The organism is Phormidesmis sp. 146-12, from assembly GCF_052939495.1.
The window spans coordinates 18,009-39,423 of record NZ_JBJPHS010000060.1 but is presented as its reverse complement, the minus strand read 5'-3'; the positions used below and the strand labels follow the sequence as shown (position 1 = coordinate 39,423).

25 protein-coding genes and 2 pseudogenes are annotated in these 21,415 nt (G+C 49.7%); 2 read left to right on the top strand and 25 right to left on the bottom strand.

Annotated features, from left to right (window positions below):
- Nucleotides 1-54 precede the first annotated feature (54 nt).
- The 12 genes and pseudogenes from ACKFKF_RS22335 to ACKFKF_RS22280 all read right to left on the bottom strand — a co-directional run bounded on the left by ACKFKF_RS22335 (nt 55) and on the right by ACKFKF_RS22280 (nt 9,039).
- Nucleotides 55-396 carry a hypothetical protein gene (locus ACKFKF_RS22335; RefSeq protein ID WP_446869753.1) on the bottom strand — a complete coding sequence of 114 codons (342 nt, stop codon included), beginning with the start codon at nt 394-396 and terminating at the stop codon, nt 55-57.
- Between the two features lie 70 nt (nt 397-466).
- Entirely contained in the window at nt 467-556 is a 90-nt protein-coding gene (locus tag ACKFKF_RS22330; RefSeq protein WP_446869754.1) for an AraC family transcriptional regulator, read from the bottom strand.
- Between the two features lie 60 nt (nt 557-616).
- The gene (locus ACKFKF_RS22325; RefSeq protein ID WP_446869752.1) at nt 617-1,015 is read right to left on the bottom strand and encodes an FMN-dependent NADH-azoreductase; all 399 of its coding nucleotides are present in this window, start codon (nt 1,013-1,015) and stop codon (nt 617-619) included.
- Between the two features lie 2 nt (nt 1,016-1,017).
- Nucleotides 1,018-1,327 (bottom strand): annotated as a pseudogene (locus tag ACKFKF_RS22320) (SDR family oxidoreductase); the annotation flags it as partial.
- A 49-nt stretch (nt 1,328-1,376) separates the two neighbouring features.
- A complete protein-coding gene (locus tag ACKFKF_RS22315; RefSeq protein WP_446869751.1) occupies nt 1,377-2,141 on the bottom strand; it encodes an SDR family NAD(P)-dependent oxidoreductase in 765 nt (254 codons plus the stop codon).
- A gap of 59 nt (nt 2,142-2,200) precedes the next feature.
- Nucleotides 2,201-3,082 (bottom strand): NmrA family NAD(P)-binding protein, encoded by an 882-nt coding sequence (locus tag ACKFKF_RS22310; RefSeq protein WP_446869750.1) that lies wholly within the window; start codon nt 3,080-3,082, stop codon nt 2,201-2,203.
- A gap of 363 nt (nt 3,083-3,445) precedes the next feature.
- A pseudogene (locus ACKFKF_RS22305) lies at nt 3,446-4,195 on the bottom strand (SDR family oxidoreductase).
- A gap of 39 nt (nt 4,196-4,234) precedes the next feature.
- Complete coding sequence (locus tag ACKFKF_RS22300) at nt 4,235-4,765, bottom strand: carboxymuconolactone decarboxylase family protein (protein WP_446869749.1); 531 nt, start codon at nt 4,763-4,765, stop codon at nt 4,235-4,237.
- 127 nt (nt 4,766-4,892) lie between these two features.
- Entirely contained in the window at nt 4,893-5,345 is a 453-nt protein-coding gene (locus ACKFKF_RS22295; protein ID WP_446869748.1) for an Atu4866 domain-containing protein, read from the bottom strand.
- A gap of 275 nt (nt 5,346-5,620) precedes the next feature.
- Nucleotides 5,621-6,661, bottom strand: a complete 1,041-nt coding sequence (locus tag ACKFKF_RS22290) for a Kelch repeat-containing protein (protein ID WP_446869747.1) — start codon at nt 6,659-6,661, stop codon at nt 5,621-5,623.
- A 15-nt stretch (nt 6,662-6,676) separates the two neighbouring features.
- A complete protein-coding gene (locus tag ACKFKF_RS22285; RefSeq protein WP_446869746.1) occupies nt 6,677-7,804 on the bottom strand; it encodes an aldo/keto reductase in 1,128 nt (375 codons plus the stop codon).
- The gene (locus ACKFKF_RS22280; RefSeq protein WP_446869745.1) at nt 7,801-9,039 is read right to left on the bottom strand and encodes an MFS transporter; all 1,239 of its coding nucleotides are present in this window, start codon (nt 9,037-9,039) and stop codon (nt 7,801-7,803) included. Before ACKFKF_RS22280 ends, ACKFKF_RS22285 begins: the two co-directional genes overlap by 4 nt.
- A 430-nt stretch (nt 9,040-9,469) precedes the next feature.
- On the opposite strand from ACKFKF_RS22280, the gene ACKFKF_RS22275 reads away from it, so the two are divergent.
- Nucleotides 9,470-10,456 (top strand): AraC family transcriptional regulator N-terminal domain-containing protein, encoded by a 987-nt coding sequence (locus ACKFKF_RS22275; RefSeq protein WP_446869744.1) that lies wholly within the window; start codon nt 9,470-9,472, stop codon nt 10,454-10,456.
- A 91-nt stretch (nt 10,457-10,547) separates the two neighbouring features.
- Here the strand turns inward: ACKFKF_RS22275 and ACKFKF_RS22270 are convergent, their stop codons facing one another.
- From ACKFKF_RS22270 to ACKFKF_RS22215, 12 genes are all read right to left on the bottom strand, one after another.
- Nucleotides 10,548-10,922, bottom strand: a complete 375-nt coding sequence (locus ACKFKF_RS22270) for a nuclear transport factor 2 family protein (RefSeq protein WP_446869743.1) — start codon at nt 10,920-10,922, stop codon at nt 10,548-10,550.
- 116 nt (nt 10,923-11,038) lie between these two features.
- On the bottom strand, nt 11,039-11,767 hold the full coding sequence (locus ACKFKF_RS22265; protein ID WP_446869742.1) for an alpha/beta fold hydrolase: 729 nt from the start codon (nt 11,765-11,767) through the stop codon (nt 11,039-11,041).
- A 200-nt stretch (nt 11,768-11,967) separates the two neighbouring features.
- A complete protein-coding gene (locus tag ACKFKF_RS22260; RefSeq protein WP_446869741.1) occupies nt 11,968-12,888 on the bottom strand; it encodes an NAD(P)/FAD-dependent oxidoreductase in 921 nt (306 codons plus the stop codon).
- A 135-nt stretch (nt 12,889-13,023) separates the two neighbouring features.
- Nucleotides 13,024-13,863: an alpha/beta fold hydrolase gene (locus ACKFKF_RS22255; protein ID WP_446869740.1), complete on the bottom strand. Its 840-nt coding sequence runs from the start codon at nt 13,861-13,863 to the stop codon at nt 13,024-13,026.
- A gap of 232 nt (nt 13,864-14,095) precedes the next feature.
- Entirely contained in the window at nt 14,096-14,482 is a 387-nt protein-coding gene (locus tag ACKFKF_RS22250) for a nuclear transport factor 2 family protein (protein WP_446869739.1), read from the bottom strand.
- 74 nt (nt 14,483-14,556) lie between these two features.
- Nucleotides 14,557-14,838, bottom strand: coding sequence for an alpha/beta fold hydrolase (locus tag ACKFKF_RS22245; protein WP_446869738.1), 282 nt, complete (start codon nt 14,836-14,838; stop codon nt 14,557-14,559).
- A 20-nt stretch (nt 14,839-14,858) separates the two neighbouring features.
- Nucleotides 14,859-16,379 carry a GMC family oxidoreductase gene (locus ACKFKF_RS22240; protein WP_446869737.1) on the bottom strand — a complete coding sequence of 507 codons (1,521 nt, stop codon included), beginning with the start codon at nt 16,377-16,379 and terminating at the stop codon, nt 14,859-14,861.
- Between the two features lie 116 nt (nt 16,380-16,495).
- A complete protein-coding gene (locus tag ACKFKF_RS22235) occupies nt 16,496-17,446 on the bottom strand; it encodes an alpha/beta fold hydrolase (protein ID WP_446869736.1) in 951 nt (316 codons plus the stop codon).
- 60 nt (nt 17,447-17,506) lie between these two features.
- On the bottom strand, nt 17,507-18,262 hold the full coding sequence (locus tag ACKFKF_RS22230; protein ID WP_446869735.1) for an SDR family oxidoreductase: 756 nt from the start codon (nt 18,260-18,262) through the stop codon (nt 17,507-17,509).
- A gap of 137 nt (nt 18,263-18,399) precedes the next feature.
- A complete protein-coding gene (locus ACKFKF_RS22225) occupies nt 18,400-19,365 on the bottom strand; it encodes an SDR family NAD(P)-dependent oxidoreductase (protein ID WP_446869734.1) in 966 nt (321 codons plus the stop codon).
- Nucleotides 19,358-19,543 carry a hypothetical protein gene (locus ACKFKF_RS22220; RefSeq protein WP_446869733.1) on the bottom strand — a complete coding sequence of 62 codons (186 nt, stop codon included), beginning with the start codon at nt 19,541-19,543 and terminating at the stop codon, nt 19,358-19,360. The genes ACKFKF_RS22225 and ACKFKF_RS22220 overlap by 8 nt, the downstream gene beginning before the upstream one ends.
- 33 nt (nt 19,544-19,576) lie before the next feature.
- Nucleotides 19,577-20,320, bottom strand: coding sequence for a CPBP family intramembrane glutamic endopeptidase (locus ACKFKF_RS22215; RefSeq protein ID WP_446869732.1), 744 nt, complete (start codon nt 20,318-20,320; stop codon nt 19,577-19,579).
- Between the two features lie 92 nt (nt 20,321-20,412).
- On the opposite strand from ACKFKF_RS22215, the gene ACKFKF_RS22210 reads away from it, so the two are divergent.
- On the top strand, nt 20,413-20,565 hold the full coding sequence (locus ACKFKF_RS22210; protein ID WP_446869731.1) for a hypothetical protein: 153 nt from the start codon (nt 20,413-20,415) through the stop codon (nt 20,563-20,565).
- Nucleotides 20,566-20,602: 37 nt separating this feature from the next.
- Here ACKFKF_RS22210 and ACKFKF_RS22205 read toward each other — a convergent pair whose 3' ends face one another.
- The gene (locus tag ACKFKF_RS22205; RefSeq protein WP_446869730.1) at nt 20,603-21,220 is read right to left on the bottom strand and encodes an FMN-dependent NADH-azoreductase; all 618 of its coding nucleotides are present in this window, start codon (nt 21,218-21,220) and stop codon (nt 20,603-20,605) included.
- Between the last annotated feature and the right edge of the window lie 195 nt (nt 21,221-21,415).

Here is a 21,415-nt window from a genome sequence, read left to right as displayed (position 1 = left end):
GAGTATGAACAGCCATTTTTTCTGAGCCTTCTTACGCCCCAAGGGGCGGGGAATCTACCCCTGATGAGATTGAAAGCAATTGACTGTAAGACCCTGACTGATCATCACTGGGTAGAAAGCATTACTGGTCGTCACTCCGTAGACATCATCACTTGTGCCTTCAATCCGATCGGGTAAAACAACGGTTTCAACATTGATCGCCTGTATCGTTGTACTTTCGATCCACTGATTGACAGCACTCACAACCTCAGAGAAGGATTCATACTCGGCAGCTCCGCCGAAAGGTCCGCGTTCAGTAATCCGAGGCGCAAAATCTTTGCACTTAATCATATTATCCACCACCTTAAACTTGTAGTTTTGCCAATCCTGTTGTTGTCCGTCTGATGCAAGCTGCATTGGATTCTCGTCTGATTTAACTTGAGTGTAATGATTGCCAACGCTCAACTTCTTTCAGATTCTTATGGGGTTAGCGAACCTGCTTGGAGGTCATTCCAGTGAGGCACTTGAACTGTTGCATCAGATGGCTCTGACTGAAGAAACCGACTTGTAAGGCAATGTCCGCGGTCTGCGAAGCAAGTTCCCCCAGAGTAATCGCTAAATCCGTTTTCCGATAATATCAATATCGACTGATTCGCTGACTAGTGTACCAGCCATCAACTAGCTCTTGAACTTTAGATTGTGCTTCGTCTATCCCCCGTTTTCGTGCCTTGTCTCCCAGATCTAGACCATTGGCATGAATGAACTGAATGTCGGTCACACCCATGTATTGAAAAGCATACCGGAGCGCAGGTTCCTGACTATCCCATCCTTCGTAAGGAGACTCTGCTCCAAACTCAACGCCTCGCGATGTGATGAACAAAACTTTTTTACCGTCTGCTAGTCCTTTGACTTGACCATTCTCCTCCATGAATGTGCGACCCACACGAACCACTTGATCAATGTAGGCTTGGAAATTGGACGGAATGCTGAAGTTGTACATTGGCACACTGAAAACACATAGATCATGCGGTTCCATTCATCGATCTTTAGTACCTCTAGCCTGGAGAGCGGCATCAAGCCTGCATTGTTCACCACAACATCAAGGCGACCAAATTTAGCTTGTGCAAACTCGACAAAGGCTTGCATGTCTTCGAGGTTAGTGACATCAAGGGTGCGGTATTCTGCTTCGCCACCTTTAGAGCGAATTTCGGCAGCGATTGCTTTCAGTCGATCGGTGCGCCCCTAACACAATCCGTAAACCCTGACGAGCCAGCAATCTAGCAGTTGCTTCACCAATACCGCTACTGGCTCCGGTGATAGCAACGGCTTTGTTTTCTACATTCAACATAGCGAGTTTTCCTTTTGTTTTAGGTTCCTTTTGTTTTAGTCAGTGTGAATTAAAGAAACATACCGCCAGAGACTTCAATTCTCTGAGCATTCACCCAGCGGTTATCTTCAGAAAGTAAAGATGCGATCGCACCTCCAATATCACCGGGAAGACCCACACGACCTAGAGCCGTTTGCGAAGCGAGGAAGTTGTTGATTTCTGGATTGTCACGAACTGCACCGCCTGCAAAATCTGTTTCGATCGCGCCCGGAGCCACAACATTTACAGCAATCTGTCTATGTCCTAGTTCTTTTGCCATGTATCGCGTCAGCACCTCGATCGCGCCTTTCATGCTGGCATAAGCGGAGTAGCCCGGCAGTGTAAAGCGAGCCAGCCCCGACGAAAGATTCACAATTCGTCCGCCGTCCTTGAGCAGGGGCAACAGCTTTTGGGTGAGGAAGAAAACGCCTTTGAATTGAATGTTCATCAAGCGATCGAAATCGTCCTCCGTAGTTTCGGCAAACGGCTTATGGATTCCAATCCCCGCATTGTTCACCAGAAAATCAAACTGTTCAGTCTGCCACTGATCTTGAAGTGTTTGTTTGATGTGTGCCACAAATTCATCAAAGGTTTTCGTGCTGGAAGTGTCCAGTTGCAGGGCAGCGGCTTTACCACCGATTTCTGCGATCGCAGAGACAACGCTATTTGCTTCTGCCTCGCTACTGTGATACGTCACGATCACATCGACTCCTTTTTTGGCAAGTGCCAAAGCAGTATTTTTGCCCAGTCCTCGGCTCGCTCCTGTGACTAATGCGATCTTTGTGTTGTTTGTCATGGTTTTCTCCTGGTTAAAGCTAGTGATTCAATGAATCTTGAGTCTTTGTGCGCGAAATCCTAAATCAGGTTTTGCGCTTTTGCAGTTTTGGCGGCGAAATCTTCGATTGTCATTTGTCCTTTGCGCGTTTCAGTTCCGTTGTTTTCAAAAACAATATGACCGGAATTAAAGCCGCGCATCATCTCGCTGTAACTGTTGATGACTTCAGGCGAAAAACCGAAACTGGCAATTGTTGCCTGCCACTCACTTTCGGGAAGGGCAACGGCTTGCACATCGCGCTTGAGCGCAGCAGCAAAAGCGGCGGCGACATCATTTGGCGAATAATCTGCCGCACCATACAGTTCAATGATGCGTTTGCCCGTCCAGTCTTCGGTCAACGCTTCAGCGGCAGCGCGTCCGATGTCGGTAGCGGAAACCATCGGGAGTTTACGGTCTAGCGGACTATAAAAACTCGGCAAAATGCCTTTTTCGGCGGCAATCGCAGTCATGCCGTTCCAGTTTTCCATGAATCCCGCCGCCCGCAGAAACGTGACGGGAATCGTCAAATCGTCGAAGATATTTTCCAAAAGGTAAGTTGTCATGATGTTGCCTGTGCCAGTAGCGTGCTGCGAGCCGACCGAAGAAAGCAAAACAACTTTTTGCACACTGGATTGCGCGATCGCTTCAACATAGGCTGCGCCAATGTTTTTGGCTACGGTGAACATATCGGCAGCCTGATAAGCAGGTGGATTCATTGCATAAACGGCGATCGCGCCGTCTAACGCCTTGGTTATCGCATCTGCGTCAATGGCATCAGCGAAAGCAACGTCCGCGCCTTTCGCCTGCCAAGCATCAGCGGTTTTGTTCGAGCGCAAAACGACGCGCACCAACTGATTTTTCTCAAGCAAAGCGTCAGCAACCGCAGAACCCGTCTGTCCAGTCGCACCGAAAACTACATACATAAAATTTTCCTCGTGACTCCATGTTTATCCGTGTCAATAGACTGTCTCATTCCACCTCTCGCATTCGGCAAGAGGTGGAACACGATCATTTCGATCAGGCGAACAGAAACGATTCGCTTGTACTCAGATAATTTCATCCTTCAGCAAAAGATTGAGTACAGTGTCGTTAGTTGTGGGAAAGAGCGGTTAGGGAGAGATGGGGTGGGTGGATCGCCGTGCTCCACAAAACCGCCATCTCTCGGCTAAAGTTCGCGTTTCTGTTGATGGTTATGGCAGAACTGAGTGCCGCATTAAAGCGAGTCGATTTTGTGGACTGAAGACTTGAATAAGTCAGTGACGAGACGGAGTGATGTCGTCTGGTGTTTACATCATCTGGCGGATCGGGCGGACAATCACTTCATTAACATCAACATCGTCCGGCTGGGACACAGCGTATAAAACGGCTCTCGCGATCGCCTCTGAGGCAAGTGCAGTTTTGCGAAGTTCTTTCAAAAAACCTTTGGATGACTCATCGGTGATATCAGAGCCAAGTTCAGTGGCAACGACACCCGGAGATATGGTAGTGACGCGAATATTTTGTGATTCCTGCCGCAGTCCTTCGGAAATTGCCCAAACCGCATACTTAGTTGCGCAGTAAACTGCCGCAGTGGGTGCTACCACATGGGCACCAATGGACGCAGTATTGATGATTTGCCCACCCCCTTGCGCTTCCATAATCGGTAGCCCAGCTGCGATACCATTCAATATGCCCCGGATATTCACATTAATCATGTTGTCCCATTCCTCGACTTTCAGGGCATTCATCGGAGATAGGGGCATCACGCCTGCATTGTTAAAAATGACATCGACGCGACCAAATTTGTCTTTGGCAAACTCAACAAATGCTTTCACATCTTCGCGATCGCTGACATCGACCGCTCTGAATTCTGCTGTGCCACCGGATGCTTAAATCTCCTTGACTAGCTTCTCTAGCCTGTCTGTCCGCCGTGCCCCTAAAACGACTTTTGCACCATTTTGGGCGAGCAGTTTCTCAGTGGCTTCACCAATACCGCTGCTCGCGCCCGTAATTAGTACGACCTTCTGTGTGGTTGTTTTGTTTTCGGCAATTGTCATGAGACTATCTCCAGATAATTTTATGGTTGTGAGTCTGAGTTACTGTGCATTGTTCAGATTCTGTGAGGATGTGGTAAAAACTTCTCGTAATGCCTGGGCAGCATCAATCGAGCGCGGAAAACCAGCCGTTACCGTAGTCAGGTAAATGATTTCTTTCAGTTCATCCTGTGTCGCGCCAAGTCTGAGCGCATAGCCTGCATGAACCCTCAGTTGCGGTAGATTGCCCTGAGCAGCAAAAGCGGCAACAGTAGCAAGCTGGCGAGTGCGATCGTCTAGCCCCTGACGCGACCAGACCTCACCGAGTGAATAGTCAACGATCGCATCTGCCAAAAACGGGAAATCCTGACGCAGGGCATTGAGTACGGGCTGTCCTGCTCCACCTGTCAGCTTATTGATGACTTCGTTGCCATTTTCACGACGGCTCTGGTTTTCTAGTTGAGTTTGTTCCTGACTGATCACTTCAATGTTCTGTGCAGAGTAGCTTTGATGTTCTGGTTGAATTTGAGCGATCGCGATACCAGGTAAGAATGCGATGAGAGTGAAAATGAAAACGGTAATTATCTTGTTCATATCTGGTCTAATTGAGTGGGGTAGTTTGCTTCGATGACTTCACATTTATGTAGTTGATTCATTTCGATCTGCTGGCAGGCTTCGGCTTCACCAACTTCTTCGATATGTTGGAGATCTCATCGGCTCATCATTCTCGGTAAAAAACATATCCGCCGTGATAAAGTACGCCGTCACGAAACTCGCCATCAGCGGTAAATCCAGTATCGTCCCAGTAATTAATGCGATTTCCTGTGATTTCATAGCGTCCCTGATACGCGCTTTCTCTGTCGCCGCGAGCTTCGTCGTAGCGGTTGTTGGGTAGAAGTTCATGGCGGATATGACCATCTTGCGTGACCCACATTCCGACGTAAGGGTTATTTGATTGGTCGGCTTCTGTATTGGCTTGATTTGGATTCATCGTTTGGCGATTACTAGAGGTTGGAGGAGATGGAACAACTGACGGAGATTCAGTAGCAGAAGCTTCTACGGAGGATTCTGGCGCAGGTGCTTCTGCCGTAGATTTAGGAGTACAACTCATCAATGCAAAAGCTCCCAAACTGATCGTCGCTGCTAATGTTTTGAGCATCAATTGTGTTTTCATAAAAGACCTGATTTTTCTCAATACGGTTTGATACTGATTTGCGTTCTGAGCCACAAAACCGTAGTGCCGATGTGTCATTCAAACTGTCAAAATGATCGTTTGCAGCCTGACGGCTGCGAAGTCTGCCGCTCGATCGATAACATCTAATTGCAGAGGCAATATCTGAGTGCCGAACCGCAGTTAGAGACTGTTGTACTTGAATAGTTTCATCCTACAAGCAAGAATCAGGAAGTTAAATGCACAAACCTTGCAGATGATTGCCTAATCCTCGCACTCTAGGTGGGCAATACCAGTACTTCGTGGGTTGCTGTTGCTGCACCTCCACCTGTTTGAGTTCCGCCACCAAACACAAAGATTCGGTTGCCAATTGCCGATGCTCCCAATCCATGTCGTGGCGTTGGCAAGGGCGGCAATGCCTCCCACACGTCGGTTTGCGGGTCATATACCCAACTTTCGGCGAAAACCTTCTGCTCTGGAACCCACTGTTCGCCGCCAAACACGTAAAGCTTGCCGTTGAGTGCGGTTGCAGCCAGACCGCCTTGGGCTTGAGGCAGCGGCGATCGCGTTTCCCAACGATCGAGTTTGGGATCGTAGACCTCAAGATTTGGCACATTGACTTGGCGAGCAGTGCCATCAGCATTCTTGGAAAACTTGCGACCCCCAACCACATAGATTTTTCCATCAATGACAGCCGATGCTGCACTGTTGCGCGCTGTCGGTGCGTCGGCACGGGTTGACCAGCGTTTAGTCATCGGATCGAATACTTCGTTACGCACGCTGTCGATATGGTCGTTGAACAGTCGAGCATTCTCAGTGGCTCGAATGCGCCCACCAACCAGGTAGATCTTGTTATCCACCACTGCGGAGATGCCCTCTGCGCGAGCTACTGGTAGGTCAATCCCTCCAGTCCAAGTATTAGAGGCAGGATTGTAGATGAACATGGTCGGCTGCGCCTGCCAGTCTGGAAACCCACCTGTGAAACCGCCAATACCATAGAGCAAGCCATTGACTGCCGACAGTGTAATGTGATGGCGGGCTTCAGGTATCGGTCTCAAGGCTGTCCATGCATTATTAACTGGATCATAAGACTCGAAATGCGCTGAGAACCCGGTGTTTGGGCTGAGTAAACCGCCGACCACGTAAATTTTTCCGTTCAAAACTTCTGGATAAAGTTCTTGCCGAGCGACTGTTGGCGGTGCAGCTTTAGTCCAATAGGGCAACTGGCTTTGGGCTTGACTGAGCACGGGCGAACCTAGTGCTATGAGCGAAAAGACCACCAGCGACAGGAAAATCAAATACCTAAATCTACGCAACATAATACAGACTCCATCTCAACCGATCGGGCGTGGATTTGGCAGGCGAACCAACCCGCTAAAATTCTTGCCAGGATACCAAGGCGTTTGGAGAAGGTTGTCAAAGCCGGAAAGGTTTTCCATGTGTTCCACCATTCGGATACGCATTGAAGCATCAGGTAGCGATCCTCTTAGTGCCCCCATATTCTCAACAACGTGATCGGGGTTTGTGGTTGCGGGAATCGCACAGGTTAGAGCCGGGTGAGAAATCACATACTTGAGAAAAAACTGTGCCCAGTTCTTGCAGCCAAATTCGCTAGCAAAATCGGGTAGCGGTTGCCCCTTTACCAATTCAAAAAGGCGGGCTTTCTCAAAGGGCATGTTGGCTAAGACTGCTGTTCCTTGCGCCGCTGCCGCAGGAAGAATTCTGTCTTCAACTCCACGCTGACGAATTGAGTAGCGAAGTTGAACAAAGTCTAGATCGCCGTTCTCGATCCACCTCTCAAGCGCAGCAAAATATAACGGATCGTGGTGGGTAACGCCCACGTAGCGAATTTTACCTTCTGCTTTCCATGCTTTTAACAGGGGCAAAATTGCATCTACATTCACCAAGCTATGAACCTGCATTACATCAATGCGTTTAGCGCTTTGCGCAACTCCAAAGGAACCGCGAGACAATCGTGCCAGTGATTGTTCAAACTGACGCTGCGCCTGACTGCGATCGCCCAGATACTCACCAGTTGCCCAGGTTTTGTTAGCAATAAACAAATCATTGGTCAAGCCGAGTGTTCTGGCAAATTCGCCCACGTTCACTTCCGACATCCCGTAGAGCAGTGAGGTATCGACCACTCGCCCGCCTGCATCCCAAAAGCGGCGCATCACTTGCTGAAGCTGATCGCGAGGCTGATTAGATAAAGCATCAAAGGTCATAAACGTTCCCAGACCGATTGCAGGTAGTTTCTCCTTTGTGCGCGGGATTTCCTTCGTGATGATCTGCGATGGTTGGGTTGAAGCAGGTGGCGACGGTTGGGTTTGGGTTTGATTCTGTGCCCGTGCCGTCTTCAAAAAAGTGGGTGTTAAGGCAGCGGTGGCGGCACCAAATCCTAACAATCCAAGTATCGACCGACGGGAAACATTTCGCCTAATTGCTGGACGGGTTGCCTTCATTGTGCATTTCCTTTGTGTTGAAGTTTAGATGCTGCAAACCGAGTCAAGATCAAAACCAACATCATTTGCCCTGCACCGATCCAGTAGGGCATTGAGGGGCTAATCTGTTGGTAGAGCCAACCAGCCCATAAAGGGCCGATGATTCGTCCTAGTGCAAACGTTGCCCTGTAGCTGCCCTGGATGCGTCCTTGAGCTTCGGGTGCGACTGTTTTTGACATCAATCCCTGAAGTGATACCTCCAACAATGCCGTGCCAATGTTTGCCATGATTGCTGCCATGTACACCAGTGCTGGTAGCCCAGTCAGAGAAAACCAACCAAATAATACAAACGCAATGCTCAGAATAACCGCACCAAGGCTAGTAATTTGAATTTCTCTCAGAAAGTTGAGTAGGACAGGCATGATCAAGACCAGAGAAAGGACTTCAACCACACCCAGCAACATGAAAATTGGCGCAATTTGCTGTGGTTGCCAGCCAAACAAATCATTGGTCATCGCAGCCAGATTTGATGAGGTGATGATGGATGTCATCGTGGTCAGCAAAAAGCTGAGCATTAGCCAGCGCAGATGCAGATTGCGCAAGTCCACAAATAGCTGACTCAACGGATTCAATTGACGGAGCGAGACTCGTGCAACACGAGGGTTGTCAGGGAACGTTTCCGGCATTGCCCAATAGGCCCATACCAAACCGACTACACTTGTGGCTGCCACGATATACAAGGGAATTGCCAGATCGATGGATGCAAGCCGGGCGCTGATCATGGGGCCAATTGTAAAACCCACGCCCGTTGCCGCGCTCATAAATGCGAAGGCACGAGTACGAGCCTTTAGAGTTGCGGTATCTGCAATGTAGGCAAAAATCGAGCTTGCTGTACCATCCGTGATACCAAAGATGATCCACCCGGCGAACATCACCCACAGCGCGCCGCCTATACCCATGATCAGGTAGGCGATCGCTGCGCCTAGTAAGCTGAACAGCAGAATGAGTCGTCGCCCATAGCGATCGCTTAGTAGCCCAATGACAGGACTACCAATAAATTGCGCGGTTGCCAATGTGGTATACATTAACCCGACGTGAAACGCGGTGCCGCCATATCGTCCCTCGATTAAGGCAGGCATAATCGGGTTGAGGACACCAACTCCCAGATAGGAGATCGAGCCGATGAATAGGGTAAAAGGACGTAGTGGGCGAGGGGTGAGCTTTGGTGTTTCTTCGTTTATCAGTGTGTTCAGCATGGGAATCAGCAAATAAGGTTTGTGGTTTACAGGACATAACGAACACGATGCTTACATCACATCATTAAGCTCCGGGGGAAACCCTCCAACAGTTCCTCTGTTCAGTACGATTGGCTATAGTGGTTTCTACATCCTTAGTTTTGCCGCTGGAGGAAGCCCACACTCTGGCGAGTACCACGGCAGCAACGGACAGGAGTAGTCGTTTCACAGTTGTCCATAAACTACTCAAATCAGCGGCGGCAAAGAAACTTGAACGCAGCACTAGAGGCTTTAGACCGCTCGAATAGTTTCATCCTATAAGCAAGAATCAGGAGGGTAAATGCACAAACTCCGCAGATGATTGCCTAATCCTCTCAAAAGATGCAGGCAAAGAAGAAAGGTTTCCTATAATGACTGCATGAGCAAGGCTACATCAATTTAGGAGTTCAGTATGACGATCGAGGTACTAAGCTATAATCTCGCGATCGACGCTTCTGCCAATGGAGAGATTTTGCCAACGCAACGGCATTTGTCAATCGCCAAATGTGCAGAATTGGCAACACTCATCGATCGACACACAGACAGCAAGGGAGGCATTTATTATCCAACTGCGATCGATTCCTTAGTCTTTGTGCGATGCGATACTTGTACAACCATCCAAACAGTCAGCGAACCGTTGTTTGCTATGGCGGCACAGGGCGAAAAGAAATTATCGCTGAATGAGGAAAACTTTCAATATGGTGTTGCTCAATATTTGGTGATGCCAGTGGATTTGCCGTTGAGCGTCTGCATGATCGAGGCGACACCCGATCAACCCTATCTCGGCTTGAAGCTGAAGCTAGACCCAGTTCAACTCTGTGAGATTATTGCTCAAACAAACCGAGACAACGATCGCAAAGAAAACTCGGTCAGAGGCTGGTGCGTTAGCGATGCCAATCCGTCTTTGCTGGATTGCATCATCCGGTTAATCAACCTGTTAGAGACACCACAGGATATCCTGTTTCTCGCCCCGATGATGATCCGCGAAATTTATTACCGTCTACTCACCGATCACCAAGGTGAAACTGTTCGTCAGGTTGCCACCGCTGGCAGCAACATGCAGCGAATTGCAGAAGTAATCAGACAAATTAAGGCAGAGTTTAGCCAGCCGTTGCGGGTTGAGGATCTCGCTGAACAAGCGAATATGTCTACGGCATCGTTCCATCGCCATTTCAAAGCAGTCACCTCAATGAGTCCGCTGCAATACCAAAAACAATTGAGATTGTTAACCGCACGTCAGATGATGCTGGCTGAGGCGATCGATGCAACTCAAGCTGCTTATCAAGTCGGGTATGAGAGTACTTCACAGTTTAGCCGCGAATATGCCCGCATGTTTGGTGCGCCGCCTATCCGGGATGTTGAACGTTTACGGACAACCGAAACAGTACTGAGTAGGTGAACGGAATTAAACTAGCGATGGAGGTAAGCTGAAGAACTTATTTTTCTCTGACATTTGAATCCCTCCTTTGTTCGAGTGGATAGTTTACGGGTTATTCGCTACTCGCTGATACAGGTTCCATATACAAGCGTGCCCACTCGATCTGGTCTGCTGGTACCCCAAGAGTAGTCACGCCGCGCATCCCAAACTGCGTACCATCAAGATGGGTGCCGAACCAGTACCACTCAGCCCAAGCCGTGTCATCCTCAACTGCCGAACGGAGCAACTCTGAGTGAAAGTCTGGGATATCGTGGAAGATGCCAGACCAATTCTTACGGGCATCCTCAATTCCCTCGAAACCTCGCTCAGGATGGAGTGGATGATTGCCCTGAAAGTTGGGTGCAAAGCAGACTAAAAGCGCTTCCAGGTCTTGTGCGTTCTGTGCTTGTTGCAGTCGCTCTATGATGACAATTTGTCTAGTTTCCATGATTTCTTCTTATGTCTCTCCGTGTTGTTAATTGAGTCACTCAACGGTATTCAAGCTATTTTTCTACTTCTCAAAGAACGGCAACTCGTTTGTTTTATTATGAAGCCATCATGTTGCTAGTCCCGTCCTGCCACAGTAATCTTTTCTGCTAAACCGATCGGGTTAGAAAACATCACCTCATGGCTACCGGGCATTTGCACGAACCGAAATAGTCCCAAGCGATTAGACATTTTGGGATGCCAACCCCACTGTTCGGCTTGAGGGAGGACATTATCTTCTGTACAGTAGAGGTAACTTTTAGGAATGGGCAACGAGTAAAACTGCTTCAAGTCCAACTTGTCAATGAACGGTTGATACGGTTCAGGTGATAATTGTGCGTAACTGGATCGAGCCAGTTCGAGGTCAGCGTCGTTGATAAACGCTTCTCGCCAAATCTCAAACGGTAGCATCAGCGTATTGTCATTCGATTCTTTTGATAGCTTGTCGAATAACGCTTGAGAGTCGGGTGGGATGTTATCTGCGAGGCTCTCGCCATCATTGGGGACAAAGGCATTGAGGAAGATGAGCCGTCGAATACGATCGCGAATCGCTTCAGCAACTTTCGCAATCACTGTACCGCCGAAACTATGTCCTAGTAGAACAATGTCGGTTAAGTCTTCGCTAACAATGTAATCAACGATCGATTGCGTACATTGAGCATGGTTGACGTTTTTATCAACGCCTTTTCCATGTCCAGCGATCGTAGGAGCAAAAGCGTGATGTCCTTTTGCTTCTAAATGATCAACGACTGCTTGCCAAGCAGAACCATCATGCCAGGAGCCATGAACTAAGACAAAAATTGACATAGAATTAATTCCTTTAGTTACGATCTAAAAATCAAGCCCATTTGTTCTCTCTTGAAATGGATCGGTTCGCTGTGAGTCCACCATTAGATCGCTCTGTAGACTTGATATGTAATTAACACGCATGACTTTCCCTACTCTCTTGGTCTATGAAACTAGACCAGCCACGATGCTTGTTCTGATGAAGATTGAATCACCTTGATTTAGACGAAATCTTCCATAATCAGAGAGTGATTTAAGCCGCTAGCAGCAACGCTACCCTGAAAAACAGCAGCGGTGATCACTTGCATGGGTGAAGTGATGTCACCTGCCGCATAAACGCCTTTGACGCTAGTTTCGTTAAACACAGTGGTCGTCTTGATTAAATTGAATTCATTCAACTCACAGCCTAACTTTTCAGCTAGGTTTGAACGGAGTGTTTGCTTTAGTCGGATCAGTATTCCGCGACGCGCAATTTTCTCGTTTGTCTCAAAAACAATGTTTTCTAATTGTCCGTTATCGCCTTCGAGTCGGATGATTTTCTCTTCGCGAACAAGGATTTTGTGGTTTTCCAACAGTGTCCTTTGATCAGCGGTTAGATCGGCTTTGCCGTTGGTGCAGAGGACTAAATCAGCACTCCAATTTTTTAGCAATGCCGCCATTTCGATGCCCGTTTCGCCATTTCCAACAATGGCAAGCGGTTCGTCGCGCACTTCCCAGGCATGGCAATAGGGACAATGAAACACGCTTTTGCCCCAGAAATTACCAAAGTTTTCGAGAGGCGGAAATTCATCCATTACCCCGAAAGCCAGCAAAATCTTGCGCGATTTTTTTATTGTGCCATCTTCAAACACAACTTCAAATTGATTGCCGGATGGGTTGATTTCCTTAACCCCGATCGCTTGAAATTCAACGCTTTCATAAGGTTTGAGTTGGTCGCGCCCGATGCTCAAAAGTTCATGCGGACTGATGCCATCGCGGGTGAAAAAGCTGTGCGATTCGTGTGCGGGTGCGTCACGCGGATTCCCTTTGTCGCAGACTAACACTCGACGGCGACTTCTGCCTAAAAGCAGTGCCGCACTGAGTCCAGCGGAACCGCCACCGACAATGACGCACTCGTAAATCTCTTTGTTTTGGTTCATCATCTTTTTCTGTTCTCCAACTGGATAGACAGTCACTCCAAACTCATACACTCCGCCCTAACTTGGATTTCGCTGAACTGCTAGTGCAACCGTGACTGTACTGCCAGGTTGCAAGTTAGAAACGCGGCAGGTCGCTGATTAATTTTTCTGTTGAAGAAAGTCTAGTAACACGGGATTGACCTGATCAGCATGAGTCCAGTTGATGGCGTGCGGTCCGTCAGGAATGACAACCAGTTGACTGTTTTTAATCAGCTTCGGGAGTCTGGCTGCGGTGGATTCCAGTGGCAAAATGCGATCGCTATCTCCATGAATGATCAGGGTTGGTACATCAATGCGGGGCAAATCATCGCGGAAATCAGTCAGCCAGGAAGATACACAATCCAACGTTCCCTTTGCAGACGCACCTACGGCAACATTCCAACTGGCTTGAATAGCATCGTTGCTAATGCGATCGTCCAACAACACATCCACATTGAAGAACGCTTTGAAAAATTCAGAAAAGTAAGCTGGACGATCTGCAACGATCGCTTTCATAATGCCATCAAAAACGCTTTGGTTAACACCTTCAGGATTCTCGTTGATCTTCAGCAAAAAGGGCGGCACTGGAGCCATCAGCACGGCTTTCTGCACTCGCTCCGAACCATATTTGCCAAGATAGCGCGTCACTTCGCCCGTCCCCATTGAGAAGCCAACCAAAACGGTATTTTGCAAGTCAAGGTTGGTCATGAGTATATTCAAATCGGCGGCGAAGGTATCGTAGTCATAGCCAGATGAGGGTTGACTGGAGTTGCCAAATCCTCGGCGATCGTAGGTAATTACTCGATATCCTGCGTTCAGTAAAACTAAAACCTGCTTCTCCCAGGAATGTCCGTTCAATGGAAATCCATGAATTAGTACAATCGGTTGACCTGTCCCAAGATCTTCGTAGTAGAGATCGATGGTTGCAGAATTTTCTCGACCAACAGTAACGTAAGGCATTGCAATCTCCTATGAATACCGCATTGGATTCTTGTCTGATTTAACTGAAGTGTAATGAATTTTAATGCTCGGTTTCTTTCAGATTCTTATGACAGTTTGTCAGATTTTTATGGTGTTACTATGCGACTGACTAAAATGGCTGCGATCGCCTTAGTTACCTCTGAATTATACTGCCTACTATTTGGGCGTGCCGTTGTACAAACCGGGCTTCACACTACCAGCACTCGACTGTTCAGAACATCGTGTTATCGTTAGCCGACGCTTCCGGGATGGTCTGAAGCACGTCCCAATGCTCGACTATCTTGCCTTTATCATCCAGGCGGAAGATGTCGATGCCCGCCCAGTCGTTGTCGCCCGGCCATTGTTGGTAGCAATGTAAGACTACATAATCGCCTTCAGCGAAAACGCGCTTAAACTGGACGCACTTGCCCGGATATTCTTTCGCCATCCTCTCGAAATATTCGATGAAAGCCTGCTTCCCGTCAGCCACCGCTGGGTTGTGCTGGATGTACACATCGCCGACATATTTCTCGACGGCTTCTGCGGGCTGACACTGATTGAACATCAGGTCATAAAATGCCGTGACCTTCTGTTTGTTCTGCTCAAGTTTATCCGTCATTTGTTCTACACCTCACATTACCCGAAACACCCAACGGCTCAAATCAGCGGCAGCAAAGAAACTCGAACGCAGCACTAGCAACTTGAGACCGTCTGCTGCATTGTTAGGTGGCTGCTCTGAACACAGCAGCCATTTAGATTGACGTGAGGACAAGAACTGTTGGCGGAGCTGCGTAGAATGGTTCGCTGGGTAATGACTCGATACCCTGCATTTAGCAGCACTAAGACCTGCTTTTCCCAGGAATGACCGTTTAGAGGAAACCCGTGAATGAGCACCACAGGCTGACCTGCTCCCAAATCTTCATAGTAAATATCGATGGTTGCAGAGTTTTCTTGGCCGACAGTAACGTAAGGCATTTCGATCTCCTAATTAAGAGTCATGATTTTTTCCTGATTAAATCTGCTGCTTTTTCACCAATCATGATGGTCGGTGCGTTTGTATTTCCTGTCGTGATCTTTGGCATGATAGAGGCATCAACAACTCGCAACCCTTGAATGCCATGTACTCGAAGTTCCGGGTCTACCACTGCCATCGGATCAGTTCCCATTTTGCAAGTGCCGACCGGATGGCCCAGTGTGCTAGCAGTGTCCCGAATGTATGCTTCAAGGGCTTCATTACTCTGAATGTCGGCACCCGGAGCGATTTCTGCATCGCGAAACTCATCCAAGGAACTGGTATGAAGTAATTGCCGCATTAATTTAATTGAGAAAACGAGCTTTTGCACATCCGTTTCACTTTGCAGATAGTTCATCTGAAACTGGGGTGGATCTGTGGAATCAGGCGATCGCAAGCTAACACTACCGACATTTTGCAGATGGGTCAACGTGACAGCCCCTGTAAATCCGAACTCAGCGGGAGCATAGCCAGGGGGAAGGAACTGGGTAGGATTGAAGAAGAACTGCAAATCAGGTGCAACCTCCGAATTGACCTCGCTATGCAGCAATAGTCCAGCTTCTCCAATCCCGCTCGTGCTTGCGTAGTGTAGATCCTGAGTTGCTTGATACACAATAGGAACGAGAATATGGTCTTGCAAGTTTTGACCCACACCGGGTCGATCGGCTACGACCGGAATATTGAGCGATCGCAGTTCTTCTGCATTACCAATTCCAGACAACATTAGTAGTTTCGGCGAATCGAACGCACCTGCTGATAAAATCACTTCCTGATTGACCTGAACTTGATGCCGGGTTCCTTCGTGTAGATATTCCACTCCAACGGTGCGGGTTCCTTCAAATAACAATCGAGTCACCAATGCTCCAGTGGTGACGGTCAAATTGGAACGCTGGAGAATGGGTACAAGAAAAGCCGCAGCAGCACTATGCCGCTTGCCATCTTTAATCGTAACTTGATAGCGTCCTGCTCCTTCTTGTTGCTTAGCGTTGAAGTCAGGGTTATAGTCATATCCGGCTGCGACGCAAGCCTCTACAAATCGTTGAGCGATCGCGGTCGGCGCAATCAGATCGGTTACACTCAGTTCCCCATCAATTCCATGAAATTCAGATTCACCTCGTGAGGAGTGTTCCGATTTTTTGAAATAAGGTAAAACATTCTGATAACTCCAACCCAAATTTCCCAATTCCTTCCAGTGGTCATAATCATGAGGATTGCCTCGAATATAGGTCATGAAATTAATCGAACTGCTGCCTCCCAGAACTTTGCCACGGGAACAGAACATTTTGCGGTGATTCAGGTAGGGTTCTGGCTCGGAGAAATAGCCCCAGTCCACATCAGTTCCTAACAGATTGACACATTCTGCTGGAATGTGAATCTCTGGTTTCGTATCTGGATTGCCTGCTTCGAGAAGTAACACAGTTGGTTCAGGATCTTCGGTTAACCGATTGGCAACCACGCAGCCTGCCGAACCTGCGCCGATCACAATGTAATCGTAGTGAGTCATAGCATTCTCGTTTGTCTTACAAGTTGCTTGTTCTATCTGCTTGAAGTGCATTAAGTTCTGAAGCTTGAATGCTTTCAGATTCTTACAATGCTTTGTTAGATTCTTGTGCAATCACCTTAAAGAGGCAGCGTGGAACCGATCGTGCTGGCGAGGAACGCGCGGATCAACGTTGCCACCTCCTCTGCATGAGTCTCCAGCGCAAAATGTCCGGCATCAAGCAGATGAATCTTTGCATCCGGGAGATCGCGCTGATAAGCGGCAGCACCAGCAGGTAGAAACGCCGGATCATGACGGCCCCAGACGGCGAGAAGCGGCGGACGGTGTTCGCGAAAGTAGGACTGGAAGGCTGGATAGAGCGCGACGTTGCTGCGGTAGTCAAGGATTAGATCGAGCTGGATCTCCTCTGCGTCCGGTCGCGCCATGTAGGCGATGTCGAGTTCGTAGCCGTCGGGCGACAAAAGGTTTGGATCGGCTCCGGTACCATACTGCCAGTTCCGGATTGTGTCCGGCGCGAGCGAGGGTCGGCAGGCTTCCCGGTTTGCTGCGCTCGGCTCACGCCAATAGGTTTCCCACGGCCCCCATTCGTCACTGAAACCCTCAAGGTAGGCGTTGCCGTTCTGCGAGACGATCGCAGATATCCGTTCAGGATGGCGCATCGCCAGGCGCAGTCCCACTGGCGCACCGTAGTCGAAGATGTAAAGCACGTATTGATCGAGCGACAAAGCCTCGGTAAAGCCCTCGATCACATCGGCAAGGCGATCGAAGGTGTAGTCGAATGTCCCGCGTGGCGGTGCCTTGGTCTGTCCGAAACCCGGCAGGTCTGGCGCAACGAGCCGAAAGCGATCGGCGAGGAGGGGGATCAGGTCGCGGAACATGTGGCTAGCGGTCGGAAAGCCATGCAACAGCAGTATCACTGGCGCATCGCTTGCCCCCGCCTCGCGGTAGAACACTTCGACATCACCAACCTGTTGAAACCCGTAGCGTATTTTCATCTCTTTTCCTTTGATTGTGCGTGTAAAAGTTTTGATCTGCTTCATCAGTGCGTGCATTACTGGTGATAGCTTCATCTTCCAATTCCCGATCTGTAATAGATAGACTCAGATAGCGGTCGCCGTGTTTGCCTCCTCTTAGATTTGTGTGAAGCCACCATCGACGAATAGCTCAATGCCGCTTACATAGCTGCTGTCATCTGAAGCTAGAAAGACAACGGCTTTGGCGATCTCGTCGGACGTACCAGCTCGTCCCAACGGCACATTTTTAGCTAGGTTCGCCACCAATTCTTTCAGTTGCGCTTCACTGAGTCCCCAGAGAAGATCGTAAGCGGGAGTCGGAATGAGACCAGGGCTGACCACATTCACTCGAATCTGGCGGTCTTTGAGGTCGAGTGTCCAGGTACGGGCAAACGATCGCACGGCGGCTTTGGTGGCGCTATACACGCTGGAGGCTGGAATACCCTTGATGGAAGCAGTTGAGGCATTCAGGATGATGGAAGCGCCCTCTGGCATCAGCAGCAGTGCCTTCTGCACAGTGAACAGTAGACCCTTGACATTGGTGTTGAAAGTTTTGTCAAAGTGCTCCTCGGTGATCGATCCAAGCGGGATGAATTCACCACCGCCAGCATTCGCAAAGATTACATCCAAGTGACCTTGCTCTTGCTCTATCGTGGCGTAAAGTCGATCGAGGTCTGCCAGATTTGAGACATCGCCCTGAATGCCAGTCACGTTCTTACCGATCTCGTCTACAGCAGCATCAAGTTCAGTCTGACGACGACCCGTGATAAAGACATAGGCACCTTCAGCGACAAATCGTTTAGCAGTGGCAAGTCCGATGCCGCTGGAGCCACCAGTGACAAGCGCAACTTTTCCTGAGAGTTTTTGTGACATGGTGTTTTCCTGGTTGAGTTTACGGGAAACGTAAGGCATGGTGATTAACGCTTATACGTCAATCAGGCATTCTTGTGAGTGTTCATCCAAGTCCGAAAGTGGAATGGATTATTGCGTTTAGATGTGCGCGATAACCTTCAAGACACAGCGCTGATCAATTCCTCGCTTTTCGCCCAAAGCTGCTTGGCTTTGTTCGCGTCGAGCGCATACGACCTAACGCCATCGGCAAATGGGTTGGGCGTGTCATCAATCGGTGCGATCGCACAATCTTCGAGATAGTGTCCACCGATCTCGTCCTTATTCGCCACGACTGCTGCCCAGACCGACGTTGCGGCTGCCTGCGGAATTTCTTTCAACGCTTTCGGCGGCAAACCCGCTTCTATGCGCGCTGCGTCAACGGTCTGCAAAAGTCTCTGCAACTCCTCTGGCGAGAAGTGTCGGGGTAGATCCGTGAGACTGTTTCCGGGCATCACCGAAGCAGCCCGAATGCCGCGATCGCGATGCCGCCTGTCAAACTCCACAGCGAACAGTGAATTGGCGGTTTTCGATCGGCTATAAGCGACCCATGGATCGTACGCCTGCTGCTCGAAATTCGGATCGTCCAGGTCGATATCAGCACCGCGATGCGAGAGCGACGACAGGACTACCAGCCGTCCATTCTCGGCAAGCAGCGGTTCGATCCCATTGATCAGGGCAAAATGACCCAGATGGTTCGTCCCGAACTGGACTTCAAAGCCGTCGATCGTCCGACCGAACTGAGTTGCCATAACGCCAGCGTTAGCGATAATGGCATCGAACGGCTGGCCGTCAGCCAACAGTTTATCCGCACAGGCACGAACGCTTTGCAAGGATGCCAGATCGAGCTCGATCAACTCCAGGCTGCCGCCCTGCGACACGGCATCACGAACCGATGCAGTGGCTGGCTCAGCTTTAGCGAGGTTTCTGACCGCGCCGACGACGCTAGCGCCGTGAGAAACCAGTGAGCGGGCGGTTTCGAGTCCAATGCCCGACGATGCACCCGTAACGAGGAATCGCTTTCCCTTGAGATCAACGCCGGAAAGCACCTCGTCGGCGGTCGATTTTGCACCAAATGTTTCAGTCATTTCTTTTTCCTTTAATTGTGCGTTTAGCACTAATGGCCAGCATCACGGCTCCAGTTAGTAGCGAGATTCGGATATAAGTCGTAGCAATCATGGTTTGCCTCCCAGCGTGAGTTGGTGGCTCTACGTTGTATGTGCGTCCATCGGGATCGGGCGGATGGTTCGAGAACAAGCGAGCCATGGGCAGACACTCCTTTCGCGTGATGATGATTGTTCAAGCCGCTCTGGTGAGCACCAACACGAAGACCGTGGGCAGGTTGTTGACAACGTGGGCGACGACACCAGGCCAGATCGACCCACTACGGCGCTGTAGCTCGGCAAGGACAAGACCCACCACCACCGCCACAACAAAAACGACATTGAGACCGTGAGCGAGGGCGAAGATCAGCGTGCTGCCCACAACGCCAATGAACGGGCCGTAGCGCAGCAGCGCGTTAGTGATCACACCCCGGAAGAGCAGTTCCTCGACCAGGGGCACGAGCAGACCGATAAACAGCGTGGATAGGATTAGGGGCAGCACCCCGCCGCTACCACCGTCACCGAACACCTCCTGAGGGGTGGAGCTATCCCCGGTGAGGGCGGTGTAGGCCATGACCGCAAAACCCTTGGCTACGAAGGCGACCACCCCTGCTCCGACCCCAATGAGCAGCCAACGCCAAGAGACGCGACGCACGCCAAAAACATACAGGGAGCGAATCCGCAGCAACACGGCTGCCGCAAACCCGGCGAAGGGGGCGATAACAGACAGCGCGGCGAGGGCCAGTCCGTAGACGACGGGATCGAGACCGAGCTGCCCGGACAGCAACACACCCCCACGTGCGACAGCGACAAAGACGACAAGACCCACAATGATTTCGAGCCAGCCCGGACGAAAGGGCTTGTTAGGTGAGGACTGCTCTGAAACAGCGGCGAAGGTCTTTCCCTGTCCCTGTGGGGAGTTAGAAGGCACTTTGGACATCATCATCACCTCTTAAGTTCTCTTTGTCTTAGTTCATGTGAGTGTAGTCAGTTCCAACACTCAACTTCTTACAGATTCCTATGGAGTTTCCGATGGAATTAGCGAACATATTTCAGTGCTACTTTAGTAAGTCGCTTGAAGTGCTGTATCAAACATTTCGCACTGCCGATCGACTACTGCGCTACATACCCACCATCTACCATCAACGTTTCACCTACTACGAACGATGCCATGTCAGAGGATAAAAATCTGTTGCAAAGGTATCGTAGTCATACTGGAACATTACGGCTGCGCGGCAGACGTGACGGCTGGTTCAAACGTCTGGAGAAACTCAGCTCGCGATCTTTCTCCAAGGTCAACAACCTTGGTTCCTCCAGCCGCAATGAACGTAACGTCCTCGATGCCGATTACCTTGAGAATCAGGCGCAAATAAATAGTTGCGATGTCCCGATCCCGGATCGGCGAACCCTCTGTGTAAACACCACCCGAAGCCATTAGAACCGTGCATTTTTTGCCATGAATTAGACCTTCGCCCGTCAGTCCCAGTGTAAGCCCCTTGCGTACGATGTGGTCTACGTAAGACTTGAGGTTTGCGGGAATGTTGTAGTTGTAAACCGGGGTGCCGATCGCAATATGATCTGCGGCTAGAAGTTCGGCGACAAGCTCGTCGGACACCCGAAGAATATCCTTCATTTCAGGAGTGTGCTTCTCCGCAAGCGTTAGACTGGCTCCTAGCCAGGGCAGGTTCACGTAAGGCAGATCTATCTTTACGAGATCGCGTTCAACAACTTCACCGCCTGGGTGCGCGGTCTTCCATTGCTCTACAAACATTTTTACAAGGTTGCGGGAGATCGAGTCTTCTCCCCGTGGGCTTGCTTCAACAACTAGAAGCTTTGGCATGATTGTGTCCTTTTTTTAAACTAAAACAGTGCGAACAATTCGTCCGTAACTCTATAAGAGGCTTTCAGCCTTAGCGTACTATTTTGTCCGAATCCTGCGTTTCCCCCTTGGTGCGCGCCGATAGCGAGTTCGGTCGTCCCCTCCACCAGCGAGACGACCATCCACACCAGTCCTCCGAAGGCAAAGTAGCCGAGG